Source organism: Kribbella sp. CA-245084 (genome assembly GCF_050942355.1).
In the GTDB taxonomy this organism is placed as follows: domain Bacteria; phylum Actinomycetota; class Actinomycetes; order Propionibacteriales; family Kribbellaceae; genus Kribbella.
This window is the reverse complement of sequence record NZ_CP192053.1, coordinates 8017011-8032474: the sequence shown is the minus strand read 5'-3', so window position 1 is coordinate 8032474 and position 15464 is coordinate 8017011. Positions and strand designations below refer to the sequence as shown.

The following is a 15464-nucleotide window of genomic DNA, read 5'->3' as shown; positions in this document are numbered from 1 at the left end:
GAGCGGGGAGCGGGGGAGTCGCTGCGATGCGTGACATCGCGTTGATTCTGCATGTCGCGGCCGGGATTCTCGCCGTGCTGTTCGGCCCGCTCGCGATCGTGCTGACGTTGCGGCGGCGCGGGCTGAACTGGGCCGGCGAGGTCTACCACTGGACGATCGCGCTGGTCTGCCTGACCGCACTGGTGATGGTCCCGTACGACTGGGGCCGGCTCTGGTACTTCTGGCCGATCACCATCGCGTCGTACCTGTTCGTCTACCTCGGCCAGCGCTCCGCGGAGGCGCCCGGCGGACTCTGGTACCGCGGCGTCCTCCGTGGGTACGGCGGGGGCTGGATCGCGCTCTGGACCGCGATCGCGGTCGTCAGCCTCCCGCACCACCCGTGGGCCTGGGCGATCCCGATCGTCGTCGGCTCGACCGTCATCGAATGGCTGTGCTTCAACCCGTCGCCGACCTGGACCCGAGAGCCACAACCCCTCGAGTGACGTCTTCCGCAGGCTGCAATGACTCAGGTCGGTTCAGAATTTCGCCGGTAGGGCACGGCTCGCCGTGGTCGCTCGTCGCGGGTGTCGCCTGACTCGGTCGCGGTCGCCCGCTCGTAATCAGTCAGTACATCGAACACCCGGGATGCTTCGAACATCCGGTAGCGATGCTGGTCGCCCACTGGCCGGATGACACCGGCGGCACTCAGACTGTCGATGGCTGCGAACGCCGCGGATCGGCTGGCCTGGGTCAGCCGGATGACGTCATCGCTGGTCACGACGGGGTTCGCGATCAGTTCGGACAGGAGCCGGGCGGCCGCACTGCCGGAGCGCGGCCGAGCCGCCGTACGCCAGTCCTCCTGCATTTGTTCCAGCAGTTTCTGCAGGTTCGCGGCGTCGGCCGTGGCGCGGCGGACAGCACTGAGAAAGAGATCGAGCCAGTCCCGGATGCCGGAGAGGGCCTCGTCGTGGTCGGCGTCGCCGACGTACCGGAATCGCGTCAGTGCGTCGACATACGCTGAGGCCCGCGTTGCGAGGGCGAGGCTGACCGGCGGGACGAAGTTCCGGGCCAAACCTCTCCGTTTGAGGACTACCTGGATCAAGGCTCTACCGGTCCGGCCGTTGCCGTCGGCGAAGGGATGGATGGTCTCGAACTGCGCATGGACGAGACCAGCTTGAACAGTCCCGGGGAGGTCGTCTCGATTAATGAAGCGGCAAAGGTCTTCCAGCAAGCCGGCGAGGTACTCCGGAGGTGGTGGAACGAAAACTGCCTGGCAAGGATTGAAGTCGTTGCCACCGATCCAGTTCTGCGTGGTGCGGACGTGTCCGCCGATATCCGGCTGGTCCGAATGCTCCATGAGCGCTGCGTGGATGTCGAGCAGGTGCTGCAGCTCGACTGTCTCAGCGGTGGCCACCTGGTCCACGGCATGCTGCATTGCCAGGACGTTGCCGAGAACTGCCTCGGCCGTGGCGTCGCGATCCGGGATGCCGGCCGCGATCCGAGCCTCGTGTCTCGCGAGTCGTCGGCTGTTGACCTGTAGCCCTTCGATCTTCGACGACGCGACAGCTTCGGCGCGCAGGAGGAAGCGAGCGAGCTGTTCCAGGCCCTGGTCCGGGGCGCCCTCGAACGCTGCCAGCTCGCGCTCTGTGTCGGCTACGTCTGCCGCCAATTCCGCGGTGAGATCCAGCGCGTGGGCACTCAGAAGGTCCGGCACATACGCTGTGTACTCACAGGGGCGTCGGTGCTTTCGTGGACCATAGGCATCAGAATTTGCGCGCCAGATAGCTGACACCTGTCGGCTCAAACCTGGACTCCTTTTCGTCTAAGTCCAGGTTAGTTTAACAACTCGGACTTAGATGAAGTTTCGCCCGGCTTTCGGCCGGAGATCTCAGGCCTGTCCGGCCTGCTCTTCCGGGGTGGACTTGCGTACGACGAGGCGGGTCCAGGCGCCGACGTAGACGCGGTCGTCCGGGTTCAGCTCCTGGCGCTGGCCGGGGATGATCGGGTCCTCCGGGAGGGGGCCGGCGGCGGAGGCGACGTACGTGCCGTTGGAGGACTGGAGGTCCTCGACCCACCAGCGCTGGCCGTCCGTGGTGAGCTGTGCCTGGCGGCGGCTGACACCTGTGTCGTCACCGCAGTCGATCTCCGGGTGGATGTTCCGGCTGCGCGACGGACGCCCGATCAGCAGGCTCTTCTCGGTCAACGGGATCACCGTCGGCAGGCCTGGCGACGGACACGGGTCGTCGCTCTGCTGTACGGCGTACCAGTCGGGGTCGACCCACCTCTCGACGACCCACTCCGCAACGGCAGCGGGCGGCGCCGGCGGTGTCGGGCCGGACGAAGAGAGGTCCAGCGGCGACGCGGCTCGCGGCATGGTGCCGGTGGTGAAGTCGTAGCCGCAGTTCTCGCAGAACAGCGCGTCGGCAGACGCCGGCTCCTGACAGTTGGGGCACGACTGGCCGACCGGGGCCGCAGCCGGCGTGGCGGCCGGACCAGGCGCTGCGACAGCGGGCGCTGGTACGGCGGCTGCCGCCGGAGTGGCGGCGGCGCCGATCGGCAGCCCGCAGACGTCGCAGTAGTCGGTCGAGGTGGACGGGTGCCCACTCGGACAGTTGACGGTCATTTCTTCACCCGGGTGGTCTTGGTGGAGGCCGTGTCGAGCGCCATCTCGTCGGCCTTCTCCACGGTCCGCTTCAGCCGCACCGTACCCGTTTCCTGGTCGTCGATGTCGACAACCTTGCGCAGCCGCGTGGTCGCTTCCTCGTTGCCGGTCGCGGCCGCGAGCTGCACCGCCCGGCCCAGCTTCGTGGTCGCGGTCGCCGTGTCACCGGCTGCTTTGGCGGCCAGACCGTCCTGGATCGCCTGCGCGAGCTCGGTCTGCCCGGTGTAGTGCGCGACCTCCGGGCTGATGCGGGTGGTGAGCGCCTCGTCGGCCGACCACAGCGCCTTGACCAGGCCCTGCGCGACGGTCTGATCGCCGATCACCAGCTGCACCCGGGCGGCCAACTGCTCCTGCCCGATCGCCTTTGCAGCCAGGCGGATCGCCACGTGGTAGTCGCGGGACTCGTCACCCCACGAGCCGGTCGGATACGAGCCGGTCAGCGGGTTGATCGCCGTACGACGCGACGTCAGGTCCTCGACCGTCGGCGCGACCTGCCGCACGAACAGCACCTCGGCACCCTGCGGCGCCCACACCCGCAGGTCCGCCTGGGCGACACCGCGGCTCATCGCGTTCTGGATCAGCTTGGAGAACTCCGCGGCCAGCTGGTCAGGCGCCGGGATGATGTCGACCGTGCCGAGCAGTGCCTGCGCGATCCGCCGTACTTCGTCCACCTGCCAGGCCACGCCGACGCCGCGGGTGTCGCACTGGAACTGGCCGGTCACCGACTCGATCGCCTGGGTCAGCGCCTCCGGCGTCTCGTGCTGGTTCTCGCCGTCGGTCAGCAGGATCGCGTGCTTCTGGGACAGCGACGGCACGGTCGCGAAGACCCGCGATGCCAGTCGGAGCCAGGTGCCCATCGCCGTACCGCCGTCGGCGTAGAAGCGGGATACCGCGTCCTTGGCCGCCTGCCGGGTGTACGGATCCATCCTGACCATCACTGGCTCCGCGGACGGCGGGAACGCGAGCTGCGCCCGGTCGTTGCCGGAGATCACCGCGAACCAGACCCCGTCGAGGATCTGGTCGAGCGCGGTCTGTGCGGCGTACGCCGCTGCCTGTACGCCGTCGCGGCCCATCGAGCCGGACGTGTCGACGATGATGATCTCGCCCGCGTCTCCGCTACCGGACTGTCCGGCTGCGCCGGCACCTGTGCAGTTCACCGTGACGATCGCGTGTACGTCGGTCCCGCCGTCGGGCAGGAACTCGTTCTGGTAGACGCTGGCGGTGAAGTCGGCCATCTCGGGTCCCTCTCCTTAGATGCGTGCGAGCGCGACGGTGATGTTGTCCTGGCCGCCCTGGGCGTTGGCCCAGTCGACCAGTGCGGACGCGGTGGCCTTCGGCTCGCCACCACACCCCGCAGCAGTCTGACGGACGAGGTCGGCCAACGGTGCCGCCTCGGAGCAGTAGTTCCACAGGCCGTCCGAGCAGACGACCAGCCAGCCCGGCCCGGTCACGTGCAGCGTCGTGGTCCGGGGCGTGTGGTCCGGCGCGTCCTTGCCGAGCCAGCGAGTGATCGCGTGCGCGTGCGGGCCGGACTCGGCCTCCTCGCGCGAGACACCGGTGGCGATCAGCTCGGCCGCCCACGAGTCGTCGACGGTCAGCGCGACCGGCTCGGCCTCGTCCGGGAACCAGTACGCGCGGCTGTCCCCGACGTTGCCGGCTACGAGCAGCCCGTCCTCCAGGACAGCCGCCACGAACGTGCAGGACGCCGGGTTAGGGCTGTCCGGACTGGTGTTGTCGAGTACGGCGTCACTCGCAGCGTCAGCCGCCGCCTTCAGCCGGGCTGCGATCGCACTGCCCCGGGACGACTCGGTGCCGAGGCCCTGAGCGTGCCCGGCCTGCAGCACCTCGCACGCCGCCCGCGCCGCGGCCAGTGACGCCACGTCGGAGTCGAGCGAGGAGCTCACGCCGTCGCAGACCACGAGCAACGCCCGGCTGCCCGGCTCGGCGTCCGCCGCGATGGCCATCGCGTCCTCGTTCCGGCTGTGCCGGATGCCGCGGTCGCACACTCCGGCCACCCACGGTGCGGGCTGCTCCTCGAAGTGGTCCCGCAGCTTGGCTGCCTTGACGCCGCACGTCTCGCAGTACCCGTCCGCGCCGACGACGCCGCCGCACGACTTGCACGGACCGACCTCCTCGACCGTGGCCGCGGTGATCTCGATCGTCGGCTCGGTGTCGGTGTCGAGCGCTGTCGAGGTCGGCGTGGTCGTCGGGGTGAGCTCGGCGCCGCAGGCCTCGCAGAAGCGATCGGTCTCGGACACCGGGCCGCCACAGCTGGGGCAGACCGTCTCGGTCGTACTCGTCATCGCAACGTCCATCCTCGAACCTCGTTGGCCTGGTCGACCAGGGCGATCCGTTCCGGCCGGGTCTCGGCCTGGTCGGCCAGCAACCGGTAGGTCGCCTCGAGCCCGTCCCGCAGGGCTGACTCGGTCGCCGCCCGCCCGTCGATCCGCAGAGCCTCCTGCGGACCGGACTGCTGGACCTCGGCCAGCGCCGTCCGGAACACGTCCGCGGCCAGGTTGGCCCGGTCGACCGGGTCGATGGTCAGCGCGGTGATGCTGTCCATCGCCTGGGCGAGCGCGGGAAGGCCACGCCCCGATCCTGCCAGCAGACCGGCTCGCTGGCGACGGGCCCGTACATACGCGCCGCTGGTGCGCGGGACCAGGTCCAGCGCGCCGAGCGCACCGTCGAGGTCGTTGCGCGACGTACGGATCGTGGCCAGGCCGAACGCGGACGGTGCGATGTAGTTGGCGTCCGTGCGCGCACAGGTCAGGTAGAGGCCTTCGGCAACGTCGTACTCGCCGCTGTGCTCACAGGCGATCGCCAGCGCGAGTTTCGGTCCCAGCTCGCCCGGCACCTGGCCGTAGACGGCGTTGAACGCGGACTGCGCAGCTGCCGAGTCACCGCGAGCCAGGGCGACCAGTCCGGCCATCCAGACCGCCCGCCACTCCCACGGGTCGGCGTTGAGCAGGTCGGCGACCGCAGTGTCGACCATGTCGTAGCGCTCGGGCCCGACCTCCAGTGCGGCCTCCGCGACCTCCAGCAGCGTCTGCGCGGACTGCTCGGGCGCGTCGATCAGCAGCTCGAGCCGCTTGGCCGCGTCGGGCACGCTGACGGTCTTCAGCCAGCCTGCCATCTTGTCGCTCTCGTCGGGTGCCAGCGACGGCAGCTGCTGCCATGGCTCGAGCGTGTCGCCCAGTCCGGTCGACTTGTCACCCGGAGTGCCGAAGAGGAGCGACGACGCGGAGTGCTGGGCCGCCTTGACGCCCTGCTTGTCCGCCACGACCTCACGCAGTACGCCGAGAAGCTGTACCCGGAACTCGTCCGCGGACTGGAAGCGGTCCGCCGGGTCCTTCGCGCAGGCCTTCGCCAGCAGGCGGTACACCGAATCGTACTTCTGGAAGAGCGGTACTTCGGCCACCGGCGGCAGCGAGTCGACGTACCGGCCCTGGTAGCCGCGGAACTCCATCGCTAGCACACACAGCGTCCGGCCGAGCGTGAAGATGTCGGAGGCAACGGACGGGCCGACCTCGGCAACCTCGGGCGCCTGGAATCCGACCGTGCCGTAGATGGCCGAGTCGAGATCGTCGATCCGGCGGACGCCGCCGAGGTCGATCAGCTTGACCGCGTCGCCGACCTGGATGATGTTGTCCGGCTTGAAGTCGCAGTACACCAGGCCGAGATCGTGCAGGTACGAGAACGCGGGCAGGATCTCCAGCAGGTACGCGATGGCTTGGTCGATCGGGAGTGCGTCGTACTGGCCGTTGTTGGCGGTCATCCGTTGCTTGAGCAACGTTTTCAGCGAGGTACCGCCGACGTACTCCATCACGATGTAGCCGGCGCCGTCGTGGGTGACGAAGTTGTAGATCTCGACGATCAGCGGATGCTCGACGCGAGCCAGGAACTGCTGCTCCGCGATCGCGGCCGCGACGGCGTCCGGGTCCTCGGAGTTCAGCAGACCCTTCAGGACGACCCAGCGGTTGGACACGTTGCGGTCCTGAGCCATGTAGATCCAGCCGAAACCGCCGTGCGCGAGGCAACCGCGCACCTCGTACTGCCCGCCGACCAGATCGCCGGCCTTCAGCTTGGGCGAGAACGAGTACCGGCTGCGGCAGTGGGGGCAGAAGCCTTCGGTCCGGCCGGGCTGGCCGTCGCGGGAGCGGCCGACCGCGTTGCCGCAGTTCGGGCAGTTGCGGCGGTCCTCGGGGACCATCGGGTTGGCCAGGATCGCTTTGCTGGCGTCGATCGCGGGGATCGACGGTACGTGCGTCAGGCCGGCGCCGAGTCGTGCGCCGCGCAGGCGGGTGGACGACGTACCGAGTTTGCGGGTCAGCTTCGAGCCGGCCTGGGCGGCGCGGGCGGAGCCGAGCGGCGTGGAGGCCAGGCGGTTGGACGCGCGCGAGACGGTCGAGACCGAGCTGATCGGGTCGGGGTCTGCTGCGGCCGCGCTGGGGCTGGACGATGCCGGGGAGCCGCACACGTCGCAGTAGCCGTCGACGTACGTGCCGGTGCAGCCGGGCTGGGTGCAGGCGCCGGACGCCGGGGTGCTTGCCGCTTGGCTTGCTGCCTGACTTGCCGCCTGGCTTGGCGCGGCGGGGGAGCCGCAGACGTCGCAGTACCCGTCAACGATGGTGCCGGTGCAGCCCGGTTGAGTGCAGGTCGTCATTTCGTCCCTTCCAGGTAGGCCTGGTAGGCCGCTACCAGTGCACCGAGGCGAGCCAGGTCCACCGGCTCCGCCTCGATCACCGTTCGGCCGCGCCGGTACAGCTCGGCGAGATCTTCGTTGCCCTTGGCAACACTTGCCGCCTTCACCTGATAGGCGTCCAGCAGTTGGCTCAGCTCGTCACGTTTCCCCAGCGCAGCGCCGTACGCCGCCTGCGCCTGACCGAGCGCCCGCCGTACGGCGTCCAACCGGGTCAGGTACTTCTCGAGCTCGGACGGCGTGTTCGGCACGGGCCCGAGCGCAGTGACATCCGGTACGGCGAGACGCGGCGCCGGCGTCACCGTGGCGACAGCCTTGTCCGCGAGCGCGCGGACCGCAGTACCTTGCGCTTCGAGCTCGCCGCGTAGCGTCCGCGCCCGGGCGACGTCGGCGGCCCGCTCCTTGCGGGTGGCGGCGCCGACGATCAGGTCGCGTTCCGTGCGGGCGGCGTCGATCTCGAACGGCCCGATCAGACCGCCGATGTCCGCGCCGCGTTTGTTGCGGTCGGCAAGATCCGTGAGGCGGCGATCGAGGTCGTGGTGATGCGCGAGCGCCTGGTCGCGCACGTTGGCAGGCTCCAGCTTCACCAGGTCGCTGATCCGCTCGACCTGCGCCCGCAGTTGCCGCAGCCGCGCGGCCAGGTCGGCGTCACCGGGGTCGAGCGCCAGCTTCCCGCGCAGGGTAGCCGCCAGCGCGTCCGACAATTTGCATGCCTCGGGCAACGACACTGCGAGCGATCCGCCTGCGCCGCCGGCATCGAGCCCGCCCCAGATCAATGCCGAGATGCGCTCGGTCTCCGTCGGTCCGACGCGGCCGGAATCCCACGTCACCAGGATCAACTCGTACCGATCCGACACGGCCTTCCACACGGTCATGCTCAGCACGACATCCGCACTCAACGCATCCGCTTCCGGCGAGTGCAGCGCGGCCTGGTCGAGCTCGTCCAGCTCAGCCTTCCGCCGATCCCGCCACTCCCCAAGCGCACCGAGAAAAGACAACAGCTCCGTCGCCGGAACACTGCTCCCCATCCTCCCCGGCGGCGGAGGCGCCGAGACCGTCGGCGTGCGTACCGTCATCGACTCACCGGCCGTAAGCGGGCGTCGGTGCGGCCTGCAGCGGCCCCAGGTCAGGGCCGAGCCACTTGTTGTACGAGGCCATCCAGTCGGGGCCTGCCTTCATCTGCTCGAGCACGCCGTTGACGAACCTGACGAAGTCCACGTTGTCCTTGTTGATCCCGAGACCGTACGGCTCCTCGCTGAACCGCTCGTTCGGGATCACCATGGCATACGGGTCCTGCGCGGCGTCCCCGGCCAGCACAGTGTCGTCGCCGGAGATGCCGTACGCCTTGCCCTGCTGGAAGAGCACCAGGCAGCCGGTGTCGGTGTCGGCTGTGACCGGTTTGACCTTCGGGTTCTTCTTGATCAGGTTCGCCAGGCTGGTTGACCCGGCCGGGGCGCAGATCGTCTTGCCGGACAGCTCATCGACGCTTTTCGCCTTCGAGTCAAGCGGAACCAGGGTCTTCTGGCCCGAGCGGTAGTACTCCGCCGAGAACGCGATCTGCTTCCAGCGGTCGCAGTTGATCGTCATGTTGCGAGCGACGATGTCGACCGTCTTGTTCTGCAGCGACGGGATCCGCTGCGGACTGGAGATCACCCGCAGCTCGACCTTGTGCGGCTTGCCCGGCGCCGGTTTGCCGAAGATCGCATCCGCGACCGCGTTGATCATGTCGATGTCGAAGCCCTCGATCTGCCCGGTGATCGGGTTGCGCGAACCGAGGTGCAGGCTGTCTGCAGAGACACCGGCAATCAGCCGGCCACGCGCCTGGATGTCCGCCATCGTCGTGTTGGGCGTCATATGCATCGGCGCGGGCAGCGGCCCTTCGGGCGCGTACGACTGCAGCTCCGTGGACTTGTCGCACGGCGCAGTCGTGGTCGGCGCCGCGGACGACGTCGTCGGCGCGGGCTCGGCCGGGATCTGTGTCGCCGCGTAGTTGCCGGAGCTGCAGGCGGTCAGCAGGAGGGCGCTTGCGACTGCGAGTGGGATGAGCTTTTTCATCGGTACTCCTCCAGGCGCTGTGACATGCCCCAGGCGACGAGTAGGGCGGCGAGGATGCCGATCGGGAGGCCCAGCCAGCCGAACAGGCGGATGCTGCCGCGGGCGTCGGACAGCTTGCTCGAGACGTCCTCGCTCGTGGACTGCAGCTGACTGGCTGACTGCGTGTCGAATGCGGTGAAGGTCTTGACCGAGTCCTTCCCGGACTTCGACGTGCCGACGGCCTTGTTCACTGCTTCGTCCCAGTTGCCGCCGGTGTCGTCCTTCCGTACTTCGGCGTGGACGTCCTTGTACGCAGACCACAGGTCCTGCAGGCCGTCCGTCGTACCCGATGCTTTGCCGAGTTGGTCGTCGACCACGGCGGCCGCGTCGTTGAACGCCTTGTCGAAGGCGTCGCCGGAGCCGCGGGCGATCAGGGTCAGGCTCTCGTTCGAGCGGGCGTCGTACGCCGCGATCCGGGCCGTCGACAGTGCCAGCGTCTTCGCGTAGGAGTCGGATCGGGTGTCGGATGCTGCGCTCGACGCCGACGAGAGTGTGACGCCGCCCATGATCGTGACGATCAGGATGAGCGCGGCGCCGACCACGATCGGGAGGTTCAGATAGCGATGCGTACGCCGGGCCAGCCAGCGCAGCGTGATCCCGAAGACCACCAGCGCCAGCAGACCGCCGACGAGAACCCAGATGGTCCCGTGGCCGACACCGTCGAACTCGTCCTCCACCCGCTTCTCGTTGGCCTGGACCAGCGCGTTCACCAGTGGGAGCGAGTCGTCCTGCAGTACTGCGTTCGCGTCCTTGAGGTACTGCGATCCGATCGGGAGGCCCTGGCGGTTGTTCGCGCGGGCCTGCTCGATGAGGCCGTTGTAGGTGATCAGCGTGGTGTTCAGCTGGCCGAGGACGTTCTGGTCGGCGGGCTGGGCGGTGGAGGCCTCCGAGATCAGCCGGGCGGCCGCGGCCATCGAGTCGACGAAGTGCTGGCGCTGCGCGGGCGGCTCGAGACCGCCGACCAGGAAGGCGTTCGTGGCGTCGGCGTTGGCGCTGACCAGGTTGGTGTGGATCCCTTGGATCCGGACCAGTTGGGCGGCGTTCGCTTCGGCGCGCTCCAAGGCGCCGCTCGACTGGGCGTGGCCCTGGGCGGCGGCGATCCCGAACAGGATGCTGGCCACCGCGGCCAGGATGAGGAAGGCGCGCATCCGGCCCGGGGTGCCCTGGAACCATTGGGCGATGGCGTTGCGGCGGCTCGCGGTCCGGGCGGCCGGCTGCGTCGTACCGGCGGGTGGGGCCGGCGGCGACCAGGTCGCGGGCGGCGCACTCTGGGTCTGGGTCACGCCTGATCTCCTTGCTCGGACTGATCTGCTGCCGCGGGCTCCGCGGGCTGTTCGGCGTCGGCGGCATGCCTGGGCTCGGCCGGCAGCTCGGGGTCGGCGGGCTGGTCGGGCTGTTCGGGCTCGTCGGTGAGGTCGTCGGCGAGGATCTGACGCAGCTGGTCCGTGGTTGGTGCCGTGACGTCGCGGAGGCGCCAGGCGTGCCGGCCGATGGCGGCCTCGAGGACGTTGCGGGCGAAGCGGCCGTTGCCGAACGAGCTGTCCCGCGGCGTCGCGACCAGGATCTCCCGGAACTTCTTCAGCGACTGGGGGACGAGCTCGTAGTCCGCCGCTTCGCTGAGCCCGGTGAGGATGTCGCTCAGTTCCTCGTCGGTGTAGTTCTCGAACTCGATCGTGGTCCGGAACCGGCTGGCCAGCCCCGGGTTCGCGGCGATGAACGCCTCCATCGGCTCGGGGTACCCGGCAACGATCACGACCAGGTCGTCGCGCCGGTCCTCCATCTCCTTGACCAGCGTGTCGACAGCCTCGCGCCCGTACTGGTCGGCGCCGGTGTCGCCCGCCGTCAGGCTGTACGCCTCGTCGATGAACAACACGCCACCCGCCGCGGACGCGACCACCTCAGCGGTCTTCGTGGCGGTCTGCCCGAGATAGCCGGCCACCAGCTCCGACCGGTCCACCTCGATCAGTTGCCCCTTCGACAGCAGGCCGAGTGCCTTGTAGATCCCGCTGACCAAGCGCGCGACGGTCGTCTTCCCGGTCCCCGGATTGCCCACGAACACCAGGTGTCGCGTGATGGTCGGACTCTTCAGCCCCGCCTCGGCCCGCAGCTTCTCAACCCGCAGTACGGCGACCTGCCGGTGCACTTCCCGCTTCACCCGCGCCAGCCCGGTCAACTCGTCCAGCTCAGCCAGCAGCTCCTCAACCGTCTTCTCTGGAACCTGTACTTCTGCCGGCTGGGCAGCCGGTGCTGGAGCAGCTGAAGTAGGAGTGGGAGTGGAGGTGGCCTGGACCGGGCGCGCGCCCGCGGCCTGCAGCTGTGCAGCAGCTGCCACTGATGCGTTGCCTACTACCCGCATGGTCGGCTCGCCCAGCGTGCACGCCGCGGACGCGATCTCCGCCAGTGCTTCGGCGTACGCCGCCTTCTCTGGGGAGCTGATGGCGATCAGTTCGGTGAGCACGGCGGTCGGAGCGCCCCGCCAGCGTCGTCCACGAACCGCTGCGTCGAAGAAGTCCTGTGTTGTCCCACCCTGGACCGCCTTGGCCCAGTCAGCAGGCGCACCAGGTGCCGACTCGGCCAGAGCGGCAGCGAGTGAGAGCGCCTCGGTGCGGGCCTGCTCCTCCGCGACGCCGGCACGAGCCGCGACGGTCAGCAGTCCGGACAGCGCCTCCTGTAGTCCCCCCGCGGTGCTCATGACCCTCCTCGTCCAGGTGGTGGTGCCAGTGGTCCCGCCGGGCCTGTGCTCGGCCCGAGGTCCGGTGGCGGGGTTGACTCGGTCGGGCCGAGAGCCAAGCCTCCGCCGGTGGAGCCGGTGCCGAACTTCTCCTGCAGGAACCTGCCGTGAGCGATCAATGCCGCCGCGTCGGCCCGGTTCACCGCGTCGAACACCTTGTCCATCGTCGCGGCCAAGAGGTCCAACTGATCGATCAGGATCATCAGCGACGTCTTGCCCCGGTCGACCGGCCGGGTGTCGGCCCACTGCCGCGGCAGGCGCAGGTACCCGCCGATCGCCTCCGGCAGGTAGTCGGTCGCCGTCGCCATCACGGAGTACGCCTGTGCGCTGCCGCCCAGGTTCCCGAGCCGGGGGATCGTGTCCCGTACGACGCGGACCACGCGGCCGACCCGGGACGCGACGACGGCCGGTACGGCGCCGTTGGCAACCAACTGCTCGACGCGGACCAGGGACGCGAGCAGGTCCTCGGTGGTCGGCGGACGGGGGACCGCGGCAGGTTCGGGCGCCTCCTGCTTGCGACCGGTCAGCCGCGCGAAGAAGTCACCGAGTGCCATGCAGTTTCCCGTCCGCCGGCCGACGCCGGAATCAGCGACCCAGGTTCAGGTCGAGGCTGCCGTGCACGACCTGCTGGTTCTGCTGGGCGACGCGGTCCAGGTAGCTGCGGGACTTGGTCACCTCGGTCTCCAGCGTGCCGATCGTGGCGGCCATGTTGTCCAGAGCCTCGACCTTGAACGTGTCGATCGCGTCCATGGTCGCGTAGATGTTGGCGAACGCGGCCTGCAGTTGCGGCAGCCCGATCGTCGCCGACGCGGCCTGCTGCTGGATCGCCACCGAGTTGTCCCGCAGCATCTGCGAGGTGCGCTCGATCATGCCGCTGGTGGTCGTGTTCAGCGCGGTGATCTGGTCCAGCACGAGCTTCTGGTTGCCCAGCGCCTGCGCGACGATGACCGCCGTACGCAGAGCCGAGACCGTGGTGGTCGACGCGCGGTCGACGCCCTTGATCAGCTCGATGTTGTTCTTGATCACGATGTCGATGGCCAGGTAGTTCTGGATCGACACGGCCAGCTGCGTGAGGATGTCCTGGTGCTTCTGCCGGACGTAGAACAGCACGTCCTCGCGGAACGCCTTCGCCTTGTCCGGGTTCGTCGCCTCGAGTTCTGCGATCGCGGCGGACAGGCGCGCGTCGAGGCGCTCGGCGACGTACACGTACTGGTTCAGCCGGGTCATCGCGTCCCAGAGGTTCTGCTTCTCCAGGTTCAGCGCGGCGTTGTCCTTGCCGAGCTCGTCCTGGCCGTTGCGCAGGCTGTGCAGGATGCCCTCGAGGTGGGTCTGCGCGCTCTGGTACTTGCGGAAGTAGTCCTCGATCTTGTCGCCGAACGGGATCATCCCGAGCAGCTTCTTCGGCCCGGTCGCTTCCTTCGGGTCCAGGTCCTCGACCGTACGACGCAGTTCGAGCAGCGTCTTGCCGACGGTCGAACCTTCCGACAGGCCACCGCTCTGCAGCGCCTTCACGGGCTGCTGCAGCAACCGGTTCGAGCTCTCGGCGGCGGCGCGGATGTCGACGTCACCCATGCTGCGGACGTCGCTCGCCTTCGCCGCGAACTCCGGGGACCGCGGCTCGGCCGCCATCAGCGAGGTCAGGAACGTGTCGACCTTCGCGTCGAGCCCCGGCAGCGCGGCCGCATCGACGGCGGGTGCCATGCTCGGCGCGGCCGTCTCGGCCACAGGCTGTGACGCCGGCGGCGCGGTCAGTATCAGCCCCGGCGCGGTAGCCGTCGGCGGCTGCAACGGCGACTGCGCCGCGGCCGCTTGAGCCGCACCTGCTGTGTTATCTGCTTCGGTCATCGTCGTTCCCCTCCGGTGGCCTCCGCGAGGCGTCCCCGCGCCCGCGCCCTGTCACCTCCGTGACGCGCACACAATCTAGTCGGTTCCAGGTCCCCATGGGCGGCCTGTTGCGTACTCGTTGTTAGCTGCGGCGGTAACTAACGAAGCTGAAGCCGTCGCGGGCGTCGCGGGCGGTTTCGGTCCAGTGTGCCGGGTGGACGGAAGGGAACGTGACGTCTCCGTCGGGTGACTGGTCGACCTCGGTGAGTTCGAGGTGGGACGCGTGGGGGAGGGCCTGGCGGTAGATGTCGCCGCCGCCCGCGACGTACAGCGTGCCGTCGTACTGGAGGGCCTCGTCGAGGGAGTGGGCCACGGCGACACCGTCGGCGGACCAGTCCGGTTGGCGGGTGACGACGACGGTACGGCGGCCCGGTAGCGGGCGGCCGATCGAGTCGTAGGTTTTGCGGCCCATCACGAGCGTGTGGCCGAGCGTGAGCTGCTTGAACCGCTGCAAGTCCTCGCGGATGCGCCAGGGCAGGTCGTTGTCCCGCCCGATGACACCGTTCTGTCCGACCGCGGCGATGAGGATGATGCTCATACGGCGATGGGCGCCTTGATGCCGGGGTGCGGGTCGTAGCCGATCAGCTCGACGTCGGCGATCTCGTAGCCGTCGATCGAGTCGCGCTTCGCCAGCTGCAGCGTCGGCAGCGGGCGCGGCTCGCGGGTCAGCTGCAGGCGGGCCTGATCGAGGTGGTTCAGGTACAGGTGGGCGTCGCCGAGTGTGTGCACGAAGTCGCCGACCTCGAGCCCGGTCTGCTGCGCGACCATGTGGGTGAGCAGTGCGTACGACGCGATGTTGAACGGAACGCCGAGGAAGATGTCGGCGGACCGCTGGTACAGCTGGCAGGAGAGCCGGCCGTCCGCGACGTAGAACTGGAACATGGTGTGACACGGCGGCAAGGCCATGTCGTCCACGTCGGCGACGTTCCACGCGCTAACGATGTGCCGGCGGGAGTCGGGGTTGTTCTTGATCGACTCGATCAGCTTGGTGATCTGGTCGACGTGCCGTCCGTCCGGCGTCGGCCAGGAGCGCCACTGGTAGCCGTACACAGGCCCCAGCTCACCGTCCGCGTCGGCCCACTCGTCCCAGATCGAGATGTTGTTCTCGTGCAGCCACTTGACGTTCGTGGAGCCGCTCAGGAACCAGATCAGTTCCCCGATCACCGACCGCAGATGCAGCTTCTTCGTCGTCACCGCCGGAAAACCCTGCGTGAGGTCGTACCGCGACTGGTAGCCGAACACACTCAACGTGCCCGTCCCGGTCCGGTCCCCCTTCTCCGCCCCGTTGTCCAACACATGCCGAAGAAGATCCAGGTACTGCTGCATGCGGCCAACTTACACTGGGGCTGCGGATCTCCAGGCCACCACAATCGCGACCGCTTGCCGTGTCCCCGCGGGAGCCGCCGAGCGACGGA

The 15464-nt window shown here is 68.9% G+C and carries 14 protein-coding genes; 1 reads left to right on the top strand and 13 read right to left on the bottom strand.

All coding sequences use genetic code 11. The features are described from left to right. Window positions 1-26 precede the first annotated feature (26 nt). Window positions 27-482, top strand: coding sequence for a hypothetical protein (locus ACQPYH_RS38400; RefSeq protein ID WP_432881951.1), 456 nt, complete (start codon window positions 27-29; stop codon window positions 480-482). 23 nt (window positions 483-505) lie between these two features. Here the strand turns inward: ACQPYH_RS38400 and ACQPYH_RS38395 are convergent, their stop codons facing one another. The 13 genes from ACQPYH_RS38395 to ACQPYH_RS38335 all read right to left on the bottom strand — a co-directional run bounded on the left by ACQPYH_RS38395 (window position 506) and on the right by ACQPYH_RS38335 (window position 15375). Further along, window positions 506-1693: a Fic family protein gene (locus ACQPYH_RS38395; RefSeq protein WP_432881948.1), complete on the bottom strand. Its 1188-nt coding sequence runs from the start codon at window positions 1691-1693 to the stop codon at window positions 506-508. A 174-nt stretch (window positions 1694-1867) separates the two neighbouring features. Then, entirely contained in the window at window positions 1868-2602 is a 735-nt protein-coding gene (locus ACQPYH_RS38390; protein ID WP_432881946.1) for an FHA domain-containing protein, read from the bottom strand. Next, the gene (locus tag ACQPYH_RS38385) at window positions 2599-3876 is read right to left on the bottom strand and encodes a VWA domain-containing protein (RefSeq protein ID WP_432881944.1); all 1278 of its coding nucleotides are present in this window, start codon (window positions 3874-3876) and stop codon (window positions 2599-2601) included. Before ACQPYH_RS38385 ends, ACQPYH_RS38390 begins: the two co-directional genes overlap by 4 nt. 15 nt (window positions 3877-3891) lie before the next feature. Beyond that, complete coding sequence (locus tag ACQPYH_RS38380) at window positions 3892-4956, bottom strand: protein phosphatase 2C domain-containing protein (protein WP_432881941.1); 1065 nt, start codon at window positions 4954-4956, stop codon at window positions 3892-3894. Then, on the bottom strand, window positions 4941-7304 hold the full coding sequence (locus tag ACQPYH_RS38375; RefSeq protein ID WP_432881939.1) for a tetratricopeptide repeat protein: 2364 nt from the start codon (window positions 7302-7304) through the stop codon (window positions 4941-4943). The genes ACQPYH_RS38380 and ACQPYH_RS38375 overlap by 16 nt, the downstream gene beginning before the upstream one ends. Beyond that, window positions 7301-8416, bottom strand: a complete 1116-nt coding sequence (locus ACQPYH_RS38370; RefSeq protein WP_432881936.1) for a hypothetical protein — start codon at window positions 8414-8416, stop codon at window positions 7301-7303. Before ACQPYH_RS38370 ends, ACQPYH_RS38375 begins: the two co-directional genes overlap by 4 nt. Window positions 8417-8420: 4 nt before the next feature. Continuing rightward, window positions 8421-9395, bottom strand: a complete 975-nt coding sequence (locus ACQPYH_RS38365; protein ID WP_432881934.1) for a glutamate ABC transporter substrate-binding protein — start codon at window positions 9393-9395, stop codon at window positions 8421-8423. Next, window positions 9392-10717, bottom strand: coding sequence for a hypothetical protein (locus ACQPYH_RS38360; protein ID WP_432881931.1), 1326 nt, complete (start codon window positions 10715-10717; stop codon window positions 9392-9394). The genes ACQPYH_RS38365 and ACQPYH_RS38360 overlap by 4 nt, the downstream gene beginning before the upstream one ends. Then, complete coding sequence (locus ACQPYH_RS38355; protein ID WP_432881928.1) at window positions 10714-12126, bottom strand: AAA family ATPase; 1413 nt, start codon at window positions 12124-12126, stop codon at window positions 10714-10716. Before ACQPYH_RS38355 ends, ACQPYH_RS38360 begins: the two co-directional genes overlap by 4 nt. Beyond that, window positions 12123-12719, bottom strand: coding sequence for a hypothetical protein (locus tag ACQPYH_RS38350; RefSeq protein WP_130441196.1), 597 nt, complete (start codon window positions 12717-12719; stop codon window positions 12123-12125). The genes ACQPYH_RS38355 and ACQPYH_RS38350 overlap by 4 nt, the downstream gene beginning before the upstream one ends. Window positions 12720-12750: 31 nt before the next feature. Then, the gene (locus ACQPYH_RS38345) at window positions 12751-14010 is read right to left on the bottom strand and encodes a toxic anion resistance protein (RefSeq protein WP_432881925.1); all 1260 of its coding nucleotides are present in this window, start codon (window positions 14008-14010) and stop codon (window positions 12751-12753) included. Window positions 14011-14131: 121 nt separating this feature from the next. Then, window positions 14132-14587 (bottom strand): dihydrofolate reductase, encoded by a 456-nt coding sequence (locus ACQPYH_RS38340; protein WP_432881923.1) that lies wholly within the window; start codon window positions 14585-14587, stop codon window positions 14132-14134. Beyond that, complete coding sequence (locus ACQPYH_RS38335; protein ID WP_432881920.1) at window positions 14584-15375, bottom strand: thymidylate synthase; 792 nt, start codon at window positions 15373-15375, stop codon at window positions 14584-14586. Before ACQPYH_RS38335 ends, ACQPYH_RS38340 begins: the two co-directional genes overlap by 4 nt. Between the last annotated feature and the right edge of the window lie 89 nt (window positions 15376-15464).

Excerpts from the sequence above, each read along its gene's own strand:
- ACQPYH_RS38400 (WP_432881951.1), top strand. The coding sequence starts at position 27 with ATGCGTGACATCGCGTTGATTCTGCATGTCGCGGCCGGGATTCTCGCC.
- ACQPYH_RS38390 (WP_432881946.1), bottom strand. The coding sequence starts at position 2,602 with ATGACCGTCAACTGTCCGAGTGGGCACCCGTCCACCTCGACCGACTAC.
- ACQPYH_RS38385 (WP_432881944.1), bottom strand. The coding sequence starts at position 3,876 with ATGGCCGACTTCACCGCCAGCGTCTACCAGAACGAGTTCCTGCCCGAC.
- ACQPYH_RS38380 (WP_432881941.1), bottom strand. The coding sequence starts at position 4,956 with ATGGACGTTGCGATGACGAGTACGACCGAGACGGTCTGCCCCAGCTGT.
- ACQPYH_RS38375 (WP_432881939.1), bottom strand. The coding sequence starts at position 7,304 with ATGACGACCTGCACTCAACCGGGCTGCACCGGCACCATCGTTGACGGG.
- ACQPYH_RS38370 (WP_432881936.1), bottom strand. The coding sequence starts at position 8,416 with ATGACGGTACGCACGCCGACGGTCTCGGCGCCTCCGCCGCCGGGGAGG.
- ACQPYH_RS38365 (WP_432881934.1), bottom strand. The coding sequence starts at position 9,395 with ATGAAAAAGCTCATCCCACTCGCAGTCGCAAGCGCCCTCCTGCTGACC.
- ACQPYH_RS38355 (WP_432881928.1), bottom strand. The coding sequence starts at position 12,126 with ATGAGCACCGCGGGGGGACTACAGGAGGCGCTGTCCGGACTGCTGACC.
- ACQPYH_RS38350 (WP_130441196.1), bottom strand. The coding sequence starts at position 12,719 with ATGGCACTCGGTGACTTCTTCGCGCGGCTGACCGGTCGCAAGCAGGAG.
- ACQPYH_RS38345 (WP_432881925.1), bottom strand. The coding sequence starts at position 14,010 with ATGACCGAAGCAGATAACACAGCAGGTGCGGCTCAAGCGGCCGCGGCG.
- ACQPYH_RS38340 (WP_432881923.1), bottom strand. The coding sequence starts at position 14,587 with ATGAGCATCATCCTCATCGCCGCGGTCGGACAGAACGGTGTCATCGGG.
- ACQPYH_RS38335 (WP_432881920.1), bottom strand. The coding sequence starts at position 15,375 with ATGCAGCAGTACCTGGATCTTCTTCGGCATGTGTTGGACAACGGGGCG.